Origin of the sequence: Pseudomonas saponiphila (assembly GCF_900105185.1) — a bacterium.
In the GTDB taxonomy this organism is placed as follows: domain Bacteria; phylum Pseudomonadota; class Gammaproteobacteria; order Pseudomonadales; family Pseudomonadaceae; genus Aquipseudomonas; species Aquipseudomonas saponiphila.
The window spans coordinates 1375667-1396474 of record NZ_FNTJ01000002.1; the positions used below are offsets into that span (position 1 = coordinate 1375667).

25 protein-coding genes and 2 pseudogenes are annotated in these 20808 nt (G+C 61.7%); 16 read left to right on the forward strand and 11 right to left on the reverse strand.

Annotated features, from left to right (window positions below; genetic code table 11):
- Positions 1–41: 41 nt before the first annotated feature.
- Positions 42–563: a ribosome biogenesis factor YjgA gene (yjgA, locus tag BLV47_RS28070; protein WP_016966626.1), complete on the reverse strand. Its 522-nt coding sequence runs from the start codon at positions 561–563 to the stop codon at positions 42–44.
- A 108-nt stretch (positions 564–671) separates the two neighbouring features.
- On the opposite strand from yjgA, the gene pmbA reads away from it, so the two are divergent.
- The 9 genes and pseudogenes from pmbA to BLV47_RS28115 all read left to right on the forward strand — a co-directional run bounded on the left by pmbA (position 672) and on the right by BLV47_RS28115 (position 8685).
- On the forward strand, positions 672–2018 hold the full coding sequence (gene pmbA, locus BLV47_RS28075) for a metalloprotease PmbA (protein WP_092319622.1): 1347 nt from the start codon (positions 672–674) through the stop codon (positions 2016–2018).
- Positions 2019–2255: 237 nt separating this feature from the next.
- A complete protein-coding gene (locus BLV47_RS28080) occupies positions 2256–2651 on the forward strand; it encodes a FagA protein (RefSeq protein ID WP_092319623.1) in 396 nt (131 codons plus the stop codon).
- Positions 2644–2808, forward strand: a pseudogene (gene aspA / locus BLV47_RS28085) (aspartate ammonia-lyase); the annotation flags it as partial. The gene BLV47_RS28080 and the pseudogene aspA, both read left to right, overlap by 8 nt.
- Positions 2809–3033: 225 nt before the next feature.
- Positions 3034–4719, forward strand: coding sequence for an IS21 family transposase (istA, locus tag BLV47_RS28090; protein ID WP_062838241.1), 1686 nt, complete (start codon positions 3034–3036; stop codon positions 4717–4719).
- On the forward strand, positions 4607–5356 hold the full coding sequence (istB, locus tag BLV47_RS28095; RefSeq protein ID WP_062838242.1) for an IS21-like element IS1474 family helper ATPase IstB: 750 nt from the start codon (positions 4607–4609) through the stop codon (positions 5354–5356). Before istA ends, istB begins: the two co-directional genes overlap by 113 nt.
- A 90-nt stretch (positions 5357–5446) precedes the next feature.
- Positions 5447–6667: pseudogene (locus BLV47_RS28100) on the forward strand (class II fumarate hydratase); the annotation flags it as partial.
- A 27-nt stretch (positions 6668–6694) separates the two neighbouring features.
- Positions 6695–7144: a hypothetical protein gene (locus BLV47_RS28105; RefSeq protein ID WP_092319627.1), complete on the forward strand. Its 450-nt coding sequence runs from the start codon at positions 6695–6697 to the stop codon at positions 7142–7144.
- A 1-nt stretch (position 7145) separates the two neighbouring features.
- Positions 7146–7757 (forward strand): superoxide dismutase, encoded by a 612-nt coding sequence (locus BLV47_RS28110; RefSeq protein ID WP_092319629.1) that lies wholly within the window; start codon positions 7146–7148, stop codon positions 7755–7757.
- Positions 7758–7791: 34 nt separating this feature from the next.
- Positions 7792–8685 carry a ZIP family metal transporter gene (locus BLV47_RS28115; protein ID WP_092319630.1) on the forward strand — a complete coding sequence of 298 codons (894 nt, stop codon included), beginning with the start codon at positions 7792–7794 and terminating at the stop codon, positions 8683–8685.
- A gap of 29 nt (positions 8686–8714) precedes the next feature.
- Here BLV47_RS28115 and BLV47_RS28120 read toward each other — a convergent pair whose 3' ends face one another.
- From BLV47_RS28120 to BLV47_RS28165, 10 genes are all read right to left on the reverse strand, one after another.
- Positions 8715–8987 carry an HPr family phosphocarrier protein gene (locus tag BLV47_RS28120; RefSeq protein ID WP_092319632.1) on the reverse strand — a complete coding sequence of 91 codons (273 nt, stop codon included), beginning with the start codon at positions 8985–8987 and terminating at the stop codon, positions 8715–8717.
- Positions 8988–9003: 16 nt separating this feature from the next.
- The gene (rapZ, locus tag BLV47_RS28125) at positions 9004–9861 is read right to left on the reverse strand and encodes an RNase adapter RapZ (protein ID WP_016966640.1); all 858 of its coding nucleotides are present in this window, start codon (positions 9859–9861) and stop codon (positions 9004–9006) included.
- A gap of 2 nt (positions 9862–9863) precedes the next feature.
- A complete protein-coding gene (gene ptsN, locus BLV47_RS28130; RefSeq protein WP_011059267.1) occupies positions 9864–10328 on the reverse strand; it encodes a PTS IIA-like nitrogen regulatory protein PtsN in 465 nt (154 codons plus the stop codon).
- Between the two features lie 12 nt (positions 10329–10340).
- A complete protein-coding gene (gene hpf, locus BLV47_RS28135; RefSeq protein WP_016966642.1) occupies positions 10341–10646 on the reverse strand; it encodes a ribosome hibernation-promoting factor, HPF/YfiA family in 306 nt (101 codons plus the stop codon).
- A 128-nt stretch (positions 10647–10774) separates the two neighbouring features.
- Complete coding sequence (locus BLV47_RS28140; protein WP_092319634.1) at positions 10775–12268, reverse strand: RNA polymerase factor sigma-54; 1494 nt, start codon at positions 12266–12268, stop codon at positions 10775–10777.
- A 182-nt stretch (positions 12269–12450) separates the two neighbouring features.
- Complete coding sequence (gene lptB, locus BLV47_RS28145; protein WP_011059270.1) at positions 12451–13176, reverse strand: LPS export ABC transporter ATP-binding protein; 726 nt, start codon at positions 13174–13176, stop codon at positions 12451–12453.
- Entirely contained in the window at positions 13176–13721 is a 546-nt protein-coding gene (gene lptA / locus BLV47_RS28150; protein ID WP_011059271.1) for a lipopolysaccharide transport periplasmic protein LptA, read from the reverse strand. The genes lptB and lptA overlap by 1 nt, the downstream gene beginning before the upstream one ends.
- Positions 13708–14280: an LPS export ABC transporter periplasmic protein LptC gene (lptC, locus tag BLV47_RS28155; protein ID WP_016966644.1), complete on the reverse strand. Its 573-nt coding sequence runs from the start codon at positions 14278–14280 to the stop codon at positions 13708–13710. Before lptC ends, lptA begins: the two co-directional genes overlap by 14 nt.
- Positions 14281–14289: 9 nt before the next feature.
- Positions 14290–14814, reverse strand: coding sequence for a KdsC family phosphatase (locus BLV47_RS28160; RefSeq protein WP_092319636.1), 525 nt, complete (start codon positions 14812–14814; stop codon positions 14290–14292).
- Positions 14815–15789 (reverse strand): KpsF/GutQ family sugar-phosphate isomerase, encoded by a 975-nt coding sequence (locus BLV47_RS28165; protein ID WP_060837553.1) that lies wholly within the window; start codon positions 15787–15789, stop codon positions 14815–14817.
- 264 nt (positions 15790–16053) lie between these two features.
- Between BLV47_RS28165 and BLV47_RS28170 the strand changes: the two genes are divergently transcribed.
- The 7 genes from BLV47_RS28170 to murA all read left to right on the forward strand — a co-directional run bounded on the left by BLV47_RS28170 (position 16054) and on the right by murA (position 20739).
- Entirely contained in the window at positions 16054–16863 is an 810-nt protein-coding gene (locus BLV47_RS28170; RefSeq protein WP_092319638.1) for an ATP-binding cassette domain-containing protein, read from the forward strand.
- Positions 16863–17660 (forward strand): lipid asymmetry maintenance ABC transporter permease subunit MlaE, encoded by a 798-nt coding sequence (mlaE, locus tag BLV47_RS28175; protein ID WP_092319640.1) that lies wholly within the window; start codon positions 16863–16865, stop codon positions 17658–17660. The genes BLV47_RS28170 and mlaE overlap by 1 nt, the downstream gene beginning before the upstream one ends.
- The gene (gene mlaD / locus BLV47_RS28180) at positions 17660–18127 is read left to right on the forward strand and encodes an outer membrane lipid asymmetry maintenance protein MlaD (RefSeq protein WP_092319642.1); all 468 of its coding nucleotides are present in this window, start codon (positions 17660–17662) and stop codon (positions 18125–18127) included. Before mlaE ends, mlaD begins: the two co-directional genes overlap by 1 nt.
- Positions 18128–18138: 11 nt before the next feature.
- Positions 18139–18792 carry an MlaC/ttg2D family ABC transporter substrate-binding protein gene (locus tag BLV47_RS28185; protein WP_092319643.1) on the forward strand — a complete coding sequence of 218 codons (654 nt, stop codon included), beginning with the start codon at positions 18139–18141 and terminating at the stop codon, positions 18790–18792.
- The gene (locus BLV47_RS28190; RefSeq protein WP_092319645.1) at positions 18789–19094 is read left to right on the forward strand and encodes an STAS domain-containing protein; all 306 of its coding nucleotides are present in this window, start codon (positions 18789–18791) and stop codon (positions 19092–19094) included. The genes BLV47_RS28185 and BLV47_RS28190 overlap by 4 nt, the downstream gene beginning before the upstream one ends.
- 117 nt (positions 19095–19211) lie before the next feature.
- Entirely contained in the window at positions 19212–19451 is a 240-nt protein-coding gene (locus BLV47_RS28195) for a BolA family protein (protein ID WP_016966651.1), read from the forward strand.
- A 22-nt stretch (positions 19452–19473) separates the two neighbouring features.
- Entirely contained in the window at positions 19474–20739 is a 1266-nt protein-coding gene (gene murA / locus BLV47_RS28200) for a UDP-N-acetylglucosamine 1-carboxyvinyltransferase (RefSeq protein ID WP_011059281.1), read from the forward strand.
- Positions 20740–20808 lie beyond the last annotated feature (69 nt).

Genomic DNA, 20808 nt, shown 5'->3' on the forward strand with positions numbered 1-20808 from the left:
GGGCGTCGGGTGAGCTGCCGGGCAGCTCACCCGTGGAAGGCTCAGCGCAGGCCGCGTTGAGTCTCGTCCAGTTCGCGGATGTACTTGAAGATTTTACGGCTGGAGGCCGGCGCCTTGTTATGGGCCACCTCATGCTGGGCCTGACGGATCAGGGAACGCAGCTGTTGGCGATCGGCATCCGGGTACTCGTTGACGAACTTTTCCAGGACGTCATCGCCGCCACCGATCAGGCGATCACGCCAACGTTCCAGGTTATGGAAGCGTTCGTTGTACTGCCGGGTGGAGGCATCGAGTTGGTCAAGCAGTTGCAGAATCGCGTCGGTGTCCTGGTCCCGCATCAGCTTGCCGATGAATTGCAGGTGGCGTTTGCGGGCGATATGGGCGACGTGCTTGGGCGCATCCGCCAGAGCCCGGCGCAAGGCGTCGGTCAGAGGCAGTTTGTTCAGCAGGTCGGGCTTGAGGGTGGTAAGGCGCTCGCCGAGATCAACCAGAGCATGCAGCTCGCGTTTGACCTGGGATTTGCTTTTCTCCCCATCGAGGGAGTCGTCGTAAGAATCAACCATGGTGGCAGTCCGCAAAGAAACGCCGCCATGATAACCAGTCGAGGGCCGCTTGTCCGGCTCGGTCGCTCGCCGGCCTTAATCGAAAGCAGAATTTGAGTGGAGAACAGCATGAGTGCAGCACAAAGCGTCGGCCCACAGGCTTTGCCGGCCCTGCAGGAGCAAGTCGAGCAGATTGTTGCCGAGGCCAAGCGCCAGGGGGCCAGTGCCTGCGAAGTGGCGGTGTCCCTGGAGCAGGGGCTGTCGACGTCGGTGCGCCAGCGGGAAGTGGAAACCGTGGAGTTCAACCGCGACCAGGGCTTTGGCATCACCCTTTATGTGGGGCAGCGCAAAGGCTCGGCCAGCACGTCCGCCAGCGGTCCGGAGGCCATTCGTGAAACCGTGGCCGCGGCTCTGGCGATTGCCAAGCACACTTCGGAAGATGAAGCTTCGGGCCTGGCCGATGCGTCCCTGATGGCCAAGGATCTGCCGGACTTCGATCTGTTCCATGCCTGGGACATCACCCCCGAGCAAGCCATCGAGCAGGCCCTGGCCTGCGAGGCGGCAGCCTTTGCCGCCGACAGCCGGATCAAGAATGCCGATGGCACCACCTTGAGCACCCACCAGGGGTGCCGGGTGTATGGCAACAGCCATGGTTTCATCGGCGGTTACGCCTCGACCCGCCATAGCCTGAGCTGCGTGATGATCGCCGAGGCCAACGGCCAGATGCAGCGTGACTACTGGTACGACGTCAATCGCCAGGGCCAGTTGCTGGCGGATCCGCAGAGCATTGGCCAGCGTGCGGCCCAGCGCGCGGCGAGCCGGCTGGGTGCCCGTCCGGTGCCGACCTGCGAAGTGCCGGTGCTGTTTTCCGCCGAACTGGCCGGCGGGCTGTTCGGCAGTTTTCTCGGGGCAATCTCCGGCGGCAACCTGTACCGCAAATCTTCGTTCCTTGAAGGCGCTCTGGGCCAGCAGCTGTTTCCCCAGTGGCTGACCATCGACGAGCGGCCGCACCTGATGCGCGCCATGGGCAGTTCGGCGTTCGATGGCGATGGCCTGGCCACCTATGCCAAGCCCTTCGTCAAGGACGGCGAGTTGGTGTCTTATGTGCTCGGCACTTATTCCGGGCGCAAACTGGGCATGCCCAGCACCGCCAATGCCGGCGGCGTGCACAACCTGTTCGTCACCCATGGCGATGAAGATCAGGCTGCGCTGTTGCGGCGCATGGGACGCGGCCTGCTGGTAACCGAGCTGATGGGCCATGGCCTGAACATGGTCACTGGCGACTACTCCCGTGGCGCGGCGGGCTTCTGGGTCGAGAACGGCGAGATCCAGTTCGCGGTGCAGGAAGTGACCATTGCCGGGAATTTGCGCGACATGTTCAAGCAGATCGTGGCCGTGGGCAGCGACCTGGAACTGCGCAGCAACATCCGCACCGGCTCGGTGCTGATCGAACGCATGACCGTCGCCGGCAGCTGACCGGTTCTGTGCCAGCCAAACGCGCCACCTTCCCCGGGTGGCGCGTTTTTTTATGCGCGCAATTCTCGTAGGAGCTGGCTTGCCAGCGAAGGCGTCCTGACGCTCGATACCAGGCTCAAGGGCTCATTCGCCGGCAAGCCGGCTCCTACGAGAGCTGGGCAAAAATCGTACAAGTCAGATTGATTTGATTCTCAATATCATTTAATAATGAAAATCATTATTCAATGAGCCCAGGTCATGAGTTCTGCCTTGCACGAGCAGCCCTACCTCGAAAGCTGGCGCTGGATGAGTCGCCAGATCCGTTGCGCGCTGGAGCCGGATGAGCCGCGTCTGATTGAGCACTACCTGGCCGAAGGGCGATATCTGGCGTGCTGCACCTCCATGTCGGCGTGGACCGTCGCTGAAACTTCCTTCCGTTTATTGATCGATACCGCCACCGATACCGCCTTGCCCTGGCACTGGCGCAGCCTGTGCCTGGACCAGGCCTGGCGCCCATTGCGCGATCTGGAGCGGTTGTCGTTGTGCAAGTGCCGGCTCAAGCGCTGGCAAAGCCATGCCTGGCAGTTGGCGACGGTGTCGCTGCTGCCTTCCATTCCCCTGATTGAACTGATGCAAGGATTTCCCGATGAGTAACTTTCGTATCGAACGTGACAGCATGGGCGAACTGCAGGTCCCGGAGCAGGCGCTGTACGGCGCGCAGACCCAGCGGGCGGTGGATAACTTTCCCATCAGTGGCCAGCGCATGCCGGCAGCCTTCATCCGTGCTCTGATCCTGGCCAAGGCCGCTGCGTGCGGATTTCGGAGCACCGTGACCGGCCGTTTCGGTTGATCGTGACCGGTCATTTCGCTAACGCGTGACCGCTCATTTCGGTAGCAACGTGACCGATTTTCCGCCTGTTCCGAAACAGGTGGTCACGGCTTACCGAAATCGCCGGTCACGACTTAGCGAAAGCCTTCCCCTTCGTTGCGCATGACCTGATGCGCCGCCATCCTCGACCGATTTCGGGAGAGGAAGATGGCGGCGCCGCGAGTAGCCATGCGAAACATCAAAGAATGTCTGCGCCTCAAGTTTGAGGCCGGCTTGTCCCACGAGAAGATTGCCCGTGCCTTGCAGCTGTCCAAGGGCGTGGTTAGCAAGTACATCGCGGCGGCGCGGGTGGCCGGGCTGGACTGGCCGGCGCTGGTGGCCATGGACGAGGCCGCGCTGGCGGCCGCCTTGTTTGCACCGACGTCGACGAACAAGCCGCGCGGTGAGCGAGTGCTGCCCGATGTGCTGAGCATCCACCGCGAGTTGCGACGCAAGGGCGTGACCTTGCAGCTGCTGTGGGAGGAATATCTCGCCGCGCATGCGGGCCAGCCGACCTACCGCTACACCCAGTTCGTCGAGCACTACCGGCGCTACGCCCAGACGCTCAAACGTTCGATGCGTCAGCTGCACCGTGCGGGCGAGAAGCTATTCATCGACTATGCCGGGCCGACGCTGCCGGTGGTCGACCCGGCCACCGGCGAAGTGCGCCGGGCGCACATCTTCGTCGCCGCCCTGGGCGCCTCGAATTACACCTATGCCTGCGCGACGCCAGGCGAAACCCAGGTGGACTGGCTGACCTCGCTGGGCCAGGCTCTGACCTACTTTGGCGGCGTGCCGGAAATGGTTGTGCCGGACAATCCGCGCGCCCTGGTCGCCCAGCCGGATCGCTACGAGCCGGGCCTGAACCGGGCCACGCTGGAGTGCGCGCGTCATTACCAGACGGTGATCCTGCCGGCACGGCCACGCAAGCCTCAGGACAAGGCCAAGGCCGAGGTGGCGGTGCAGGTGGTCGAGCGCTGGATCATGGCGCGGCTGCGCCATCGGCAGTTCTTCAGCCTGCATGCGCTTAACCAGGCCATCGCCGAGCTGCTGGAGGATCTGAATCGGCGCCCGTTCAAGCGGCTCGATGGCTGCCGGCGCGACTGGTTCGAGCGCCTGGATCGCCCGGCCTTGCGAGCGCTGCCGGTGCATCCCTACGAGGTCGCCACCTTCAAGCGCTGCAAGGTCAGCATCGACTACCACATCGAGGTCAATGGCAGCTTCTACAGCGTGCCCTCCGCCCTGGCCCGGCAGAACGTGGACGTGCGACTGACGGCACACACCCTGGAAGTGCTGCATGGCAACCGGCGGGTGGCCAGCCACCTGCTGCTGGGGCGACGCGGCGCTTACAGTACCCAGCGCGAGCACATGCCCGCGGCGCACCAGGCGCATCGCGAATGGACGCCACAACGCCTGCTCGACTGGGGCGCGCGGATCGGCCCCTACACGCGCCAACTGATCGATCACCAACTGACCCACAAGCCGCACCCGGAGATGGGCTACCGCGCCTGCCTCGGCCTGCTCTCGCTGGCCCGGCGCTATGGCAATGCACGCCTGGAAGCCGCTGCCGAACGTGCCGTACACCTGCGCGCCTTCACCGGGCGCAGCGTGCGCAACCTGCTCCAGCAAGGCCTGGATCAACAGCCGCTGCCCCAGCGTGCCGCCGAAACGACCTTACCCGGCGACCACGAGAACGTCCGTGGCGCCGACTACTACCAACCCCCGCAACAGGAGCTGTTCGATGATGCCGCAACACACCCTGAATCAACTGCACCAGCTACGCCTGGACGGCATGGCCCGCGCCCTGGAAGAGCAATGGACGCTGCCGGCCAGCCACAGCCTGAGCTTCGATGAACGCCTCGGCCTACTGCTCGACCGCGAACTGGCCTGGCGTGACAACCAGCGCCTGGTACGGCTGCGCAAGAAGGCCAAGCTCAAGTACGCCAACGCCTGCCTGGAAGATCTCGACCGCCGCACCGGACGCGCCCTGGACGAGCGTCTGATCGCCACCCTGGCCAGTGGCGACTGGATCCGCCAGCAGCACAACCTGCTGCTGACCGGCCCGACCGGTGCCGGCAAAACCTGGCTGGCCTGCGCCCTGGGCAACCAGGCCTGCCGCCAGGGCTATAGCACCCTGTACCTGCGCACCCCGCGCCTGCTGGAACAACTGCGCATCGCTCATGGCGACGGCAGCTTCGGCCGTACCCTGCAACAGCTGGCAAAGGTCGACGTCCTGGTGCTGGACGACTGGGCGCTAGCCCCGCTGGAGGAAGGAGCCCGGCATGACCTGCTGGAGGTGATCGACGACCGCGCTGGCAGCCGCTCCACCATCCTGACGAGCCAACTGCCCATCGAGCACTGGCACGGCTGGATCAACGACCCGACCCTGGCCGATGCCATCCTCGACCGCCTGGTGCACAACGCCTACCGACTGACGATGAAAGGCGAGTCGCTGCGCCGAAAAAAAGCCGAGGAACAAGCCGCATCGTGACCGATGCGATTACAATCCAGAACCCGCGCAACCGGGGTGGAAGCACCGGTCACGTATTAGCGAAACGCTCGGTCACGTTCACCGAAATCCGCAGCTGCGGCCCGGGCCAACGTCGAACTGGGTCAACTCAGCCAATCCCAGGGCAAGGCCATTGTCGATGCCGCTCAGGGCCTCCTGGAAGGCGACTTCATGCAGCACTTCCCGGTGGATGTCTTCCAGACCGGTTCAGGCACCAGTTCCAACATGAACGCCAACGAAGTGCTGGCGACCCTGGCCGGCCGCCTGTTGGGCGAGCCGGTCAATCCCAACGACCACGTCAACTGTGGTCAGAGCAGCAACGACATCATTCCCACCACCATTCACGTCAGCGCCGCCCTGACCCTGCACGAGCGCTTGTTGCCGGCACTGGTGCATCTGGTGGAGGTCATCGAACGCAAGGCGGTGCAGGTGCATCCCTTCATCAAGACCGGACGTACTCACCTGATGGACGCCATGCCGGTACGCATGAGCCAGGTGCTGGACGGCTGGGCGCAACAGCTCAAGGCCAACATCGCTCACTTGCAGGATCTGTTGCCGAGCCTGCAGGCCCTGGCCCAGGGCGGCACTGCTGTGGGCACAGGGATCAACGCCCACCCCGAGTTCGCCGCGCGCTTCTGCCAGCAGTTGAGCCACCTGACCCAGGTGCAGTTCACCCCGGGCAAGAACCTGTTCGCCCTGATCGGTTCCCAGGACACCGCGGTGTCGGTATCCGGCCAACTCAAGACCACCGCGGTGTCGTTGATGAAGATCGCCAACGACCTGCGCTGGATGAACTCCGGCCCGCTGGCGGGGTTGGGCGAGATTGAGCTGCAAGGGTTGCAGCCGGGTTCGTCGATCATGCCGGGCAAGGTCAATCCGGTGATTCCGGAGGCGGTGGCGATGGTTGCCGCCCAAGTCATTGGCAACGACAGCACCATCACCGTGGCTGGCCAGTCGGGCAACTTCGAGCTCAACGTGATGCTGCCGATCATTGCCCAGAACCTGCTGGGCAGTATCGAGCTGCTGGCCAGTTCCAGCCGGCTGCTGGCGGACAAGGCCATTGCCAGCTTCAAGGTCAATGAGCCCAAGCTCAAGGAGGCGCTGTCGCGCAATCCGATCCTGGTCACCGCCCTGAACCCGATCATCGGTTACCAGAAGGCCGCGGAAATTGCCAAGACCGCCTACAAGCAGGGACGGCCGGTGATCGATGTGGCGTTGGAGCTCACCGATCTGCCGCGTAGCCAGCTCGAAACTCTGCTGGATCCGGAAAAACTCACCGCAGGCGGCCTGTAACCCTCGACACCGTTTTGGAGGCGCACCATGGAGCACTGGAAACGCACGATCGAAAGGGCAAATCGTCTCTTTATGCGGGGTGAACTGGTGGATGCTCGCGAGTTCTACCTGCAGGCGCTGGCGCTGGCCCAGGTGTTGTTCGAGCGCTGGGCGGATGCCGACGAAGCGGTGGCGGCCTGCGTGATTTCCCATCACAACCTGGCGGACCTGCATCTACGCCTGAACCAGCCGGAGGAGAGCGCGCAATACCTCTGCGCCATCCATCAGCGCCTGCTGCAGACCATGCAGGACAGTCGCCTGACCCCGGCCTTGCGCGAAGCCGCCTGGCGCCAGAGCAGCAAGACCTACGTCGAGCTGCTGAATTTCATCGGCGAGCACGGTGAATACCCCCGCACCCATCGTCTGCTGGGCGGTAACGCCGCGGGCCTGTCGACCGACAGCCCGCGCGCCGGCGGCGCCATTTTCGGAGTTCATTGATATGTCCTTTACCTTGCCTGCACTGCCTTATGCCTACGACGCCCTGGAGCCGCACATTGATGCGCAGACCATGGAGATTCACTACAGCAAGCATCACCAGACCTACATCAACAACCTGAATGCCGCAGTGGAAGGCACCGAGTGGGCCGGTTGGGAGATCGAGAAGCTGGTGGCCAGCGTCCAGCAACTGCCCGAGCAACTGCGTGCCGCGGTGATTAATCAAGGTGGTGGTCATGCCAACCATTCCCTGTTCTGGGCGGTCATGACCCCGGCCGGCGGTGGCAAGCCCGAAGGTGCCTTGGGGCACGCCATCGAGCAGCAACTAGGCGGTTTTGAACGCTTCAAGGAGGCCTTCACCAAGGCCGCGCTGACCCGTTTCGGTAGTGGCTGGGCCTGGCTCAGCGTGACTCCGGAGAAAAAGCTGGTGGTGGAAAGCAGCGGCAATCAGGACAGCCCGCTGATGAACGGCAATACGCCCATTCTTGGTCTGGACGTGTGGGAGCACGCCTATTACTTGCGATATCAGAACCGGCGGCCGGAGTACATCAACGCGTTCTACAACGTGATCAACTGGCCGGAAGTGGCTCAGCGCTACCGGGCCGCGATGGTTTGATCCCTTCTCCTGAATACAAGATCTAAGGCCGATTATGGGCACTGAAACACTGGCGATCAGCAGCGGGCGAATGTTTCGTTATGCCTTCGGTTCGCTGTTGCTGTTGGCGGGTACTGCTTTGCTGGTGGCTCAAGGGCTGAGCTGGCTGAGCCTGGAGCCGCGCCTGCTGCGCGCCTTGCAGGGCGGTTCCATTTGCGCCCTGGGCACGGCATTGGGGGCGGTTCCGGTGCTGGTGATCCGGCAGATGCCGGTGGCGGTGAGCGACACCCTGTTGGGTTTTGGTGCCGGAGTGATGCTGGCGGCGACGGCGTTTTCACTGGTTGTCCCCGGCATTGCCGCAGCCCAGGATCTGGGCTTGTCTGCCTGGGGCTCCAGTGGCCTGATCTGTGCCGGCATCATGCTGGGGGCCTTTGTCCTGTTCCTGGTGGATCGCAAGATTTCCGGGGGCAGTCCGGAGCTGCTGGTGGGCACGTCGGAGCATCCGGTGATTGCCCCGCGTATCTGGTTGTTCGTCTTCGCGATCATTGCCCACAACATTCCTGAAGGGATGGCGGTGGGGGTGTCGGCCGGAGGCGGCATGCCCGATGCGGACGGTCTGGCCATGGGCATTGCCTTGCAGGATGTGCCGGAAGGGCTGGTGATTGCCCTGGTGTTGGCGGGGGCGGGGATGTCGCGGGTCAAGGCGTTCCTGATCGGCGCCGCTTCAGGCCTGGTGGAGCCGGTCTTTGCCTTGCTCTGTGCCTGGCTGGTGAGCCTGGCGCAGGTGCTGCTGCCCTTGGGGCTGGCCCTGGCAGCGGGGGCGATGCTGCTGGTGGTCACTCATGAAGTGATTCCGGAGTCGCGGCGCAATGGCCATGACAAGCTCGCCAGTCTCGGCCTGTGTATCGGTTTTTGCCTGATGATGGTGATGGACACGGCGCTTGCCTGAATGCCGCGTGGCGAGCGGCTCGCTCGTGTCTACTCGCCTTCGTCGAAGTAGTTGTTGATCAGGGCAACCAGCGCATCCATTGCTTCCTGTTCCTGCTCGCCTTCGGTCTTGAGGTAGATCTTGGTGCCCTTGCCGGCGGCGAGCATCATCATGGCCATGATGCTTTTGCCGTCGACCATGGATTCCGGGGTTCTGCCGGCGCGGATCTGGCAGGGGAACTGGCCGGCCACGCCGACGAACTTGGCCGAGGCGCGAGCGTGCAGGCCCAGTTTGTTGATGATCTCGATTTCCAGAGCTGGCATCGCGGGGTAGATCCTTTCAGCTAAGGTCGCGGTGGCGAACCTGGACGTTCTTCAGGGTTTTTTGCAACACCTTGCCCAGGCGCTCGGTCAGGTACACGGAGCGGTGGTGCCCGCCGGTGCAGCCAATGGCAATGGTCACGTAGGCGCGGTTGCTGGCGGCAAAGCGCGGCAGCCACTTGAGCAGATAGCTTTCGATGTCCTGGAACATCTCTTCGACATCGGGTTGCGCAGCCAGGTATTCCGCCACCGGGGCGTCCAGTCCGGATTGGGCACGCAGTTCGGGTTTCCAATACGGGTTGGGCAGGCAGCGAACGTCAAACACCAGGTCGGCGTCCACCGGCATGCCGCGCTTGAAACCAAAGGACTCCACCAGGAACGCGGTACCCGGTTCCGGCTGGTTCAACAGGCGCAGCTTGATGGTGTCTCGCAGTTGGTAGAGGTTCAGGTTGGTGGTGTTGACCTTGAGGTCGGCCAGATCGACGATCGGGCCCAGCAGTTGGGTTTCATCGTGGATGGCTTCGGCCAGCGAGCGATTGGCGCTGCTCAGCGGGTGACGACGACGAGTTTCCGAGAATCGCTTGAGCAGGGTTTCCTCGTCGGCATCCAGATAAAGAACGTCACACTGGATATGCCGGCTGCGCACTTCTTCCAGCAGTTCGGGGAAGCGTGAAAGGTGGCTGGGCAAGTTGCGGGCATCGATGGACACCGCTACCAGCGGTTGCGCCAGTTCAGTGTGAATCAATGCACGTTCGGCCAGCTCGGGCAGCAAGCCGGCGGGCAGGTTGTCGATGCAGTAGTAGCCGTGATCCTCGAGAACATCGAGGGCGGTGCTTTTACCTGAGCCGGATCGGCCGCTGACGATGATCAAGCGCATGATTACTGACCGTTTTGCTCGTCCAGGACAACCTGATACAAGGCTTCGTTGCTGGTGGCACTGCGCAGGCGATCGCGGACTTCCTTGCGATCGAGCATGCTGGCGATCTGCCGCAGCAGTTCCAGATGAGCATCGGTGGCGGCTTCCGGGACCAGCAGGACAAACAGCAGGTCGACCGGGGCGCCGTCGATGGCGTCGAAATCGATGGGAGCGTCCAGATGCATCAGTGCACTGATGGGCGACTCGCAGCCTTTGAGGCGGCAGTGAGGAATGGCGATGCCGTTGCCAAAACCGGTGGAGCCGAGTTTCTCACGGGCGATCAGGCTCTCGAAGACGTCCTGCATCTCCAGATCAGGCACTTCACGGCTGATCAGGTTGGCAATTTGTTCGAGGGCGCGTTTTTTACTGCCGCCCGGCACGTTCACCAGGGAACGGCCGGGGGTCAGGATGCTTTCAAGTCGGATCATGGGAGGGGAGTGTTAGCGACCCGTGCCTTGGAGAAGGTGGAGTTGCTTTTCCTTATGCTTTTTCAGTTGGCGGTCAAGCTTGTCCGTGAGCAGGTCGATTGCGGCATACATATCGTCATGTTCTGCATTGGCGACAACCTCCCCACCGTGGATGTGCAAGGTGGCTTCGATTTTCTGCTTCAATTTCTCGACAGCCATGGTGACCTGCACATTGGTAATCTTGTCGAAATGCCGCTCCAGCCGGTCGAGTTTTTCGCCGATGTAAGCGCGCAGAGGTTCAGTCACTTCGAGTTGGTGTCCACTGATGTTGACTTGCATACAGCTTCTCCTTCGTTGCCAGTGCATAACGCGGCAGGCTGAGATGCCTGCCACCTAGACCATGCCTGCAACCGGCTGGCTCAGCCAGCTTGCAGGCACACTCCGAAACGCTGTGGCCAGCCCGGCGGTTACATCAACCGCTTGCGTTCGCTGGAAGGCGCGATCCCAAGGGATTCGCGGTACTTGGCGACGGTCCGACGGGCTACCTGAATGCCTTGTGCCTCCAGTAAACCAGCGATCTTGCTGTCACTCAACGGCTTTTTCTGATTTTCCGCAGCCACCAGTTTTTTGATGATCGCGCGGATTGCCGTGGACGAGCATTCGCCGCCTTCCGAGGTGCTGACATGGCTGGAGAAAAAGTATTTCAGTTCATATATGCCCCGAGGGGTATGCATGAATTTTTGTGTGGTCACCCGGGAAATCGTTGATTCGTGCATGCCTACCGCTTCGGCAATGTCATGCAGAACCAGGGGTTTCATGGCTTCGTCGCCATATTCGAGGAAGCCCCGTTGGTGCTCGACGATCTGAGTGGCAACTTTCATCAGGGTTTCGTTGCGGCTCTGCAGGCTCTTGATGAACCAGCGGGCTTCCTGCAACTGATTGCGCATGAAGGTATTGTCGGCGCTGGTGTCGGCGCGGCGTACAAAACCGGCGTACTGGGCGTTGACCCGCAGGCGTGGCACGGATTCCTGGTTCAGCTCCACCAGCCAGCGTTCGTTGTCCTTGCGCACGATGACGTCTGGAACCACGTACTCGGCTTCGCTGGATTCGATCTGCGAGCCAGGACGCGGGTTGAGACTCTGCACCAGTTCGATGACCTGGCGCAGTTCGTCTTCCTTGAGCTTCATGCGACGCATCAACTGGCTGTAGTCGCGACTGCCCAGGAGGTCAATGTAGTCGCAGACCAGGCGCTGGGCCTCGCTCAACCAGGGAGTTTTCGCCGGCAACTGGCGCAATTGCAGGAGCAGGCATTCACCCAGGTTGCGTGCGCCGATACCGGCAGGTTCGAATTGCTGGATGCGATGCAGTACGGCTTCGATCTCGTCCAGTTCGATGTCCAGCTCCGGATCGAAGGCCTCAAGGATCTCCTCAAGGGTTTCGTCCAGGTAGCCCTGATTGTTGATGCAATCGATCAGGGTCACGGCGATCAGGCGATCGGTGTCCGACATCGGGGCCAGGTTCAGTTGCCAGAGCAAGTGGCTCTGCAGGCTTTCACCGGCCGATGTGCGGGTGGTGAAGTCCCACTCGTCGTCATCGCTGCTGGGCAGGCTGCTGGCGCTGGTCTGGTAGACGTCTTCCCACGCGGTATCCACCGGCAACTCGTTGGGGATGCGTTCGTTCCATTCGCCTTCCTCGAGGTTGTCCACCGTGGGGGCGGTTTCCTGGTAGGAGGGTTCCTGGATTTCGGTATTGGGTTTGGACTCGGTGTTGTCGGCCAGGGGGTCGCTGTTGTCGAAGTCGTCGCCGTCTTCCTGGCGCTCGAGCATCGGGTTGGACTCCAGGGCTTCCTGGATTTCCTGTTGCAGGTCCAGGGTCGACAATTGGAGCAGGCGGATGGCCTGTTGCAGCTGCGGTGTCATCGTCAGCTGCTGGCCCATTCTGAGGACTAGCGATGGTTTCATGGCAGGGGCTTAACACCTTATTTGCCGGCGCACATGCGCCATCCACTACAGGGCGCCGAAGCGCCAAACATAAGCAAATTATATGCCTGAAACTGAAGTGTTTGCCTAGAGCGCTGTAACAATAAAGTTTGTGGGGATTTATCGTTTGCGGCGCTCTGGCGTCTGGCCCGACACCTCAGCCGTTACAGGCGGAACTCATGGCCCAGATAGACTTCCTTGACCAGTTCGTTGGCCAGGATAGTCTCGGAGTCGCCCTCGGCGATCAGTTGCCCGTCGTTGACGATATAGGCGGTTTCACAGATGTCCAGGGTTTCCCGGACGTTGTGGTCAGTGATCAGCACACCGATGCCTTTGGCCTTCAGGTGATGGATGATCTGCTTGATATCGCCGACCGAGATCGGGTCGACCCCGGCGAAGGGTTCGTCCAGCAGGATGAACTTGGGGGCGGTGGCCAGCGCCCGGGCGATTTCCACGCGGCGGCGCTCGCCACCGGACAGGCTCATGCCGAGGTTGTCGCGGATGTGGTTGATGTGGAATTCCTGCAGCAGGCTTTCCAGCTCCTGGCGGCGGCCGGCCTTGTCGAGCTCCTTGCGGGTCTCGAGGATGGCCATGATGTTGTCTGCGACCGACAGCTTGCGGAAGATCGAGGCTTCCTGGGGCAGATAGCCGATACCGGCGCGGGCGCGACCGTGCATCGGTTGGTGGCTGACATCCAGGTCGTCGATCAGGACGCGCCCCTGATCGGCCTGGACCAGGCCGACGATCATGTAGAAGCAGGTGGTCTTGCCGGCGCCGTTGGGGCCGAGCAGGCCGACGATCTGCCCGCTGTCGATGGACAGGCTGACATCACGCACGACCTGGCGGCTCTTGTAGCTCTTGGCCAGGTGCTGAGCTTTCAGAGTTGCCATTACTGGGCCTTTTGCTCGTCGGTTTTCTTTTTCGGCTGGATGACCATGTCGATCCGCGGACGTGGCGCGGTGACCGAGCTGCCGTTGGCGCGACCGGCGTTAGCCACTTGCTTGACGGTGTCGTAGACGATTTTCTCGCCTTCGGTGGTATTGCCGTCGTTGATGACCTTGGCCTTGTCGATCAGCACGATGCGGTTCTGCTGGGCATGGTACTGGATGGTCACGGCGTAGGCCTGGACCGGTTTCGGGTCGGTCTGCTTCTGCAGCTGTTCGAAGTAGGCCAGGTTGCCCACCGACGTCACGACATCGATTTCGCCAGTCTTGGATCGGGTGATGGTCACGGTGTTGCCGGTGATCTTCATCGAGCCCTGGGTGATGATCACATCGCCCTTGTAGGTAGCCACGCCGTTCTTGTCGTCCAGCTGGGCGTCGTCGGCCTGAATGCGGATGGGCTGTTGGCTATCGTTCGGCAGAGCCCAGGCGCTCACGCTTCCCAGTGCTGCGCCCAGACTGAGCAAAATAGGGAGGGTTTTAACGAGCCTCATACTGTCCTCTTACGTTCGATAGCAGGTTCATCCTGCCGTCTTTCAAATACGCTTTCATTCCCTTGGCAGTGGTCACGCCGTCGGCGCCGTCGATTCTAACGGCTTGCTCGGTCTGCGCATATTGCTTCTGCGGGAATACTGTCATGCGGCTGGTGGTGATCAGCAGGTTGCGATTGTGCTCGTCGGTGCGGGAAACCCGAACCGAATCGATCAGCTCGACCTCGGTGCCGTCCGGATTGACTTCGCCGCGCTCGCTCTGGACATGCCAGGGATAAGTGGTGCCGCGGTACATCTGCAGGTCGGGCTTGGTCAGCAGTGTCACTTCGCTGGCCTTGATGTGTTCGACCTTGTCCGAGGTCATTTCGTACTGCAGTTTGCCGTCTGGCAGGTACTGCACGCTGCGGGCGTTGATCGCGTAATAGTCGATGGCGCTCTCGTCGACCTGCACCACAGGCTTGTCGAGGAAGCGTTCCGGGCTGATGTTCCAGTAACCGACCGCCGCGAACAGCAGGGCGATGGTCCCGAAGATCAGGATGGTGCGAATCTTTTTACTCAGCATGGGAGGGCTCTATAGATAAGCGGCATTGGCTGCTTCAAGACGATCCTGGGCGCGCAGGATCAGCTCGCAGAACTCCCGTGCGGCACCTTCGCCGCCGCGGGCAACGGTAATGCCGTGGGCGTGTTCGCGGACAAAGCCGGCGGCGTTGGCCACCGCCATGCCCAGGCCGACACGGCGGATCACCGGCAGGTCGGGCAGGTCGTCACCCAGGTAGGCGACCTGTTCATAGCTTAGGCCCAGTTGGGCCAGAAGCTCGTCCAGTACCACCAGTTTGTCTTCGCGGCCCTGGTAGAGGTGGGGAATCCCCAGGTTCTTGGCGCGGCGTTCGACCACCGGGGTCTTGCGCCCGCTGATGATCGCGGTCTGCACCCCGGCGGCCATGAGCATCTTGATGCCCTGGCCGTCGAGGGTATTGAAGGTCTTGAACTCGCTGCCGTCTTCAAGGAAGTACAGGCGACCGTCGGTCAGGACGCCGTCGACGTCGAAGACCGCCAGCTTGATGTGTTTACCGCGTTGCAGCAGGTCGGCACTCATTTACATCACTCCCGCGCGCAGCAGGTCGTGCATGTTCAAGGCGCCGATCGGCCGGTCTTCCTTGTCCACCACCACCAGGGCGCTGATTTTATGGTCTTCCATGATCTTCAGGGCTTCGGCGGCCAGCATATCGGCGCGGGCGGTCTTGCCATGAGGGGTCATGACCGAATCGATGGTGGCGTGGTGGATATCGATGGCGCGATCCAGGGTGCGGCGCAGGTCGCCGTCGGTGAAGATCCCGGCCAGGCGACCGTCGGCCTCCAGAATCACGGTCATGCCCAGGCCCTTGCGGGTCATTTCCATGAGCGCATCCTTGAGCAGGGTGCCCCGTTGCACCTGCGGCAGATCGTTGCCTTCATGCATCACGTTCTCGACCTTGAGCAGCAGGCGGCGGCCCAGGGCGCCACCGGGATGGGAGAACGCGAAGTCTTCGGCGGTGAAGCCGCGGGCTTCCAGCAGGGCCACGGCCAGGGCATCGCCCATGACCAGGGCCGCGGTGGTCGAGGAGGTGGGAGCCAGGTTCAGCGGGCAGGCCTCGTGCTCGACATGCACGTTGAGATTGACGTCGGCGGCCTTGGCCAGTGGCGACTCAGGGTTGCCGGTCAGGCTGATCAGCTGGATGCCCAGGCGCTTGATCAGCGGCAGCAGGGTGACGATTTCGTTGGTAGAGCCGGAGTTGGAGAGGGCCAGGATAACGTCGTCGCGAGTGATCATGCCCATGTCGCCATGGCTGGCTTCAGCTGGGTGGACAAAGAAAGCCGTGGTTCCGGTGCTCGCCAGGGTAGCGGCGATCTTGTTGCCGATGTGCCCGGATTTGCCCATGCCGACCACGACCACGCGGCCTTTGCTGGCCAGAATCATCTCGCAAGCGCGTACGAAATCTGCGTCGATATGGGGCAGCAAGCCTTCTACGGCCTGAAGTTCGAGGCGGATGGTGCGTTGTGCTGATTGAATCAGGTCGCTGGATTGGCTCATGTCTGAAATCGTATAGCCCGATGAAAAGGCGGCGATTATAGCGGTAATGAGCAAATCCCTCACGCAAGTTCGTCAGCCTTTATCCGGCCGGTATCAGGAATCCTCCGATTTTGCCTGTCCTGGACCTGAACGTTCACGGCTTCGGCCTTGGGGGCGTCGTATCAGCAGTGATATAGTTCGCCGCCAGTTCGGCCTGCCCAGGGGCACGTACTCCCGGCAGGGAGCCAAGCGTCCGAGTGATAGGCTGCATCGCAAGGAGTTTAGATGAGTGCCGATAACGCCTACGCGGTCGAGCTGAAGGGACTTTCCTTCAAGCGCGGTGCGCGCAGCATTTTCAATAACGTGGATATCCGTATTCCGCGAGGCAAGGTCACCGGCATCATGGGGCCTTCCGGCTGCGGAAAAACCACCCTGTTGCGCTTGATGGGCATGCAGTTGCGGCCCAGCAGCGGCGAAGTGTGGGTCAACGGCCAGAATCTGCCGAGCCTCTCGCGCAGCGATCTGTTCGATGCGCGCAAGCAGATGGGCGTGCTGTTTCAGAGTGGCGCCCTGTTCACCGATCTGGATGTGTTCGAGAACGTGGCTTTTCCGCTGCGGGTGCATACCGAACTGCCGGACGAGATGATTCGCGACATTGTCCTGCTCAAGCTGCAGGCGGTGGGCCTGCGGGGTGCCGTCGACCTGATGCCCGATGAGCTGTCCGGCGGCATGAAGCGCCGGGTCGCCCTGGCCCGGGCCATCGCCCTGGACCCGCAGATTCTCATGTACGACGAACCTTTCGTGGGGCAGGACCCGATTGCCATGGGTGTCCTGGTGCGGCTGATCCGTCTGCTCAACGATGCCCTGGGCATTACCAGCATCGTGGTGTCCCACGATCTTGCGGAAACCGCGAGCATTGCCGATTACCTCTATGTAGTCGGTGATGGCCAGGTGTTGGGCCAGGGAACTCCTGACGAACTGATGGACTCCGACAATCCGCGTATCCGTCAATTCATGAAGGGTGATCCCGACGGCCCGGTGCCGTTTCACTTTCCAGCGACGGATTACCGCGCAGATCTTCTGGGGAAGCGCTGATGCGCAAAATATCGCTAATCGAGAGGGTTCGCCTCTTCGGTCGCTCAGGCATCGATGTCCTGGCGGTACTGGGGCGTTCCACCCTGTTCCTGTTTCACGCGCTGCTGGGCCGCGGTGGCATCGGCGGCAGTTTCGGCCTGCTGATCAAGCAACTGCACTCCGTGGGCGTGATGTCCCTGGTGATCATCGTCGTGTCCGGAATCTTCATCGGCATGGTGCTGGCGCTGCAGGGCTTCAACATTCTCTCCAGCTACGGTTCGGAGCAGGCGGTGGGGCAGATGGTCGCCCTGACCCTGTTGCGTGAGCTGGGGCCGGTGGTTACCGCGCTGTTGTTCGCTGGTCGTGCAGGTTCAGCGCTGACTGCCGAGATCGGCAACATGAAATCCACCGAGCAGCTCTCCAGCCTGGAGATGATCGGGGTCGACCCGCTCAAGTACATCATCGCGCCACGCCTGTGGGCCGGCTTCATCTCCCTGCCGCTGCTGGCGATGATTTTCAGCGTGGTGGGGATCTGGGGCGGTTCCTGGGTTGCTGTGGACTGGCTGGGGGTCTATGAAGGTTCCTACTGGTCGAACATGCAGAACAGCGTGACCTTCAGCGGTGACGTACTCAATGGCGTGATCAAAAGTATCGTCTTTGCGTTTGTAGTGACCTGGATCGCCGTATTCCAAGGCTACGACTGTGAGCCCACTTCAGAGGGGATCAGCCGTGCCACTACCAAGACCGTGGTGTACGCCTCGTTGGCCGTACTGGGCTTGGACTTTATTCTGACCGCCTTGATGTTTGGAGATTTCTGATGCAAAACCGCACCCTGGAAATCGGTGTCGGCCTTTTCCTGCTGGCCGGCATCCTGGCTTTGCTGTTGCTTGCCCTGCGAGTCAGTGGCTTGTCTCCGAGCGCAAGCACCGATACCTACAAGCTTTACGCCTACTTCGACAATATCGCCGGTTTGACGGTCAGAGCTAAGGTCACCATGGCTGGGGTCACCATCGGCAAGGTTACGGCGATCGATCTGGACCGCGACAGCTTCACCGGTCGGGTGACCATGCAGCTGGAAAAACGTGTGGATAATCTGCCGACCGACTCCACTGCATCTATCCTGACGGCTGGCCTGTTGGGTGAGAAATACATCGGTATCAGCGTGGGCGGGGAAGAAACCTTGCTCAAGGATGGCGGGACCATCCACGACACCCAGTCGTCGCTGGTACTGGAGGACCTGATCGGTAAATTCCTGCTCAATACCGTTAGCAAAGACGCCAAATGAGGAGTTTTTCGATGATCTCTATCTTGCGACGTGGCCTGTTGGTGCTGCTGGCGGCCCTGCCGTTGCTGGCTAGCGCGGCCAGTGCACCTTCCGCCCACGATCTGGTGCAGGACACCACCACCCGCCTGCTGGCGGATCTGGCGGCCAACAAGGAAAAGTACAAGCAAAGCCCGAACGACTTCTACAACGCCCTGAACGGCATTGTCGGTCCGGTGGTGGATGCCGACGGCATCTCCCGCAGCATCATGACCGTGAAGTATTCGCGCAAGGCCACCCCGGAGCAGATGGCGCGCTTCCAGGAGAACTTCAAGCGCAGCCTGATGCAGTTCTATGGCAACGCCTTGCTCGAGTACAACAACCAGGGCATCACCGTTTCTCCGGCCAGGGATGAAAGCGGCACCCGTACCAGCGTGGACATGCAAGTCAAAGGCAACAACGGCGCTATCTATCCGGTGTCCTACACCCTGGAGAAGATCAACGACGAGTGGAAAGTGCGTAACGTGATCATCAACGGCATCAACATCGGCAAGCTGTTCCGTGATCAGTTCGCCGACGCCATGCAGCGCAACGGCAACAACCTGGACAAGACCATCGACGGCTGGGCCGGCGAAGTGGCCAAGGCCAAGGAAGTCACCGAAGACGCCGCCCATAAGGCTGCGCAATGAGTGAGTCGGCCGTACGCCTGGGTGACGCCGGGGAGCTGCTGATCAGTGGCGTGCTGGACTACCGCAGCGGCCCGGGCCTGCGCAAGCAGGGCCTGGCGCTGATCAAGTCGAGCCCGGGCACGGCCCTGGTGCTTGATTGCTCGGCGGTGGAAAAATCCAGCAGTGTCGGTCTGGCCCTGTTGCTGGCCTTCATTCGCGATGGTCAGGGGCTGGGCAAGACGGTGAGTGTTCGCGCTCTGCCCGAGGGCATGCGGGAAATCGCCGAGGTGTCCGGGGTCACCGAGATCCTCCTCCATCCGTAGTAACCCACATCTATATAGAAGCCCCCCGTCAGAGTCCTGCTATGCGGGGTTCGCAGGCGCGGGGCTTTTTTGTATGATGTCCGACCCGCGCGCACAGGGCGCCGATTGAGGTTGAGCATGCAGGCCAACGAAGTGAAGAGCTTTCTTGAGGGAAAGCTGCCCGGAGCTCAGGTAGAAGTTGAGGGCGAAGGCTGCAACTTTCAGCTGAACGTGATTAGCGACGAACTGGTGGCCTTGAGCCCGGTCAAGCGTCAGCAGAGCATCTATGCCCATTTGAATCCATGGATTGCCGATGGCAGCATCCACGCGATCACTATGAAATTTTTCAGCCGCGCGGCTTGGGCCGAGCGCACCTGAGCCCAAGGGCGTCGAGACTGTTATGGATAAATTGATTATTACCGGCGGCGTTCGCCTTGATGGCGAGATCCGCATTTCCGGGGCCAAGAACTCCGCGCTGCCGATTCTGGCGGCAACCCTGCTGTGCGATGGCCCGGTCACCGTGGCCAACCTGCCGCACCTGCACGACATCACCACCATGATCGAGCTGTTCGGTCGCATGGGCATCGAGCCGGTGATCGACGAGAAACTCAGCGTTGAAATCGACCCGCGCACCATCAAGACCCTGGTGGCGCCTTACGAGCTGGTGAAAACCATGCGCGCCTCGATCCTGGTGCTGGGCCCGATGGTTGCCCGTTTCGGCGAAGCCGAAGTGGCCCTGCCGGGTGGTTGCGCCATCGGCTCGCGCCCGGTTGACCTGCACATCCGCGGCCTGGAGGCCATGGGCGCAGTGATCGACGTCGAAGGCGGCTACATCAAGGCCAAGGCCCCTGAAGGCGGCCTGCGCGGTGCGAACTTCTTCTTCGATACCGTGAGCGTGACCGGTACCGAGAACATCATGATGGCCGCGGCGTTGGCCCGTGGCCGCAGCGTGCTGCAGAACGCCGCCCGCGAACCTGAAGTCGTCGACCTGGCGAACTTCCTGATCGCCATGGGGGCGAAGATTTCCGGCGCTGGCACCGACACCATCACCATCGATGGCGTTGAGCGTCTGCATTCGGCGATCTACAAGGTCATGCCCGACCGTATCGAAACCGGCACCTACCTGGTGGCGGCAGCCGTCACTGGCGGGCGGGTCAAGGTCAAGGACACCGATCCGACCATCCTTGAAGCCGTACTGGAGAAACTCAAGGAAGCCGGCGCCGAAGTGACCACCGGCAGCGACTGGATCGAGCTCAACATGCACGGCAAGCGCCCCAAGGCGGTCAACGTGCGTACCGCTCCGTACCCAGCGTTCCCGACCGACATGCAGGCTCAGTTCATTTCCCTGAACGCGATTGCCGAAGGCACTGGCGCGGTGATCGAGACCATCTTTGAAAACCGTTTCATGCACGTGTACGAACTGCACCGCATGGGCGCCAAGATCCAGGTCGAAGGCAACACCGCGATCGTCACCGGCACCGAAATCCTCAAGGGCGCGCCGGTCATGGCCACCGACCTGCGGGCCTCGGCCAGCCTGGTGATCTCGGCCCTGATGGCCGAAGGCGACACCCTGATCGACCGCATCTACCACATCGACCGTGGTTACGAGTGCATCGAAGAGAAGCTGCAGATGCTCGGCGCGAAGATCCGCCGCGTACCGGGCTAGTTGCATGACGGGCACAGGGAGGTGCCCACAGCCGAATCTGTTCCACGTCGAGCCTGTCTTCAGGCTCGA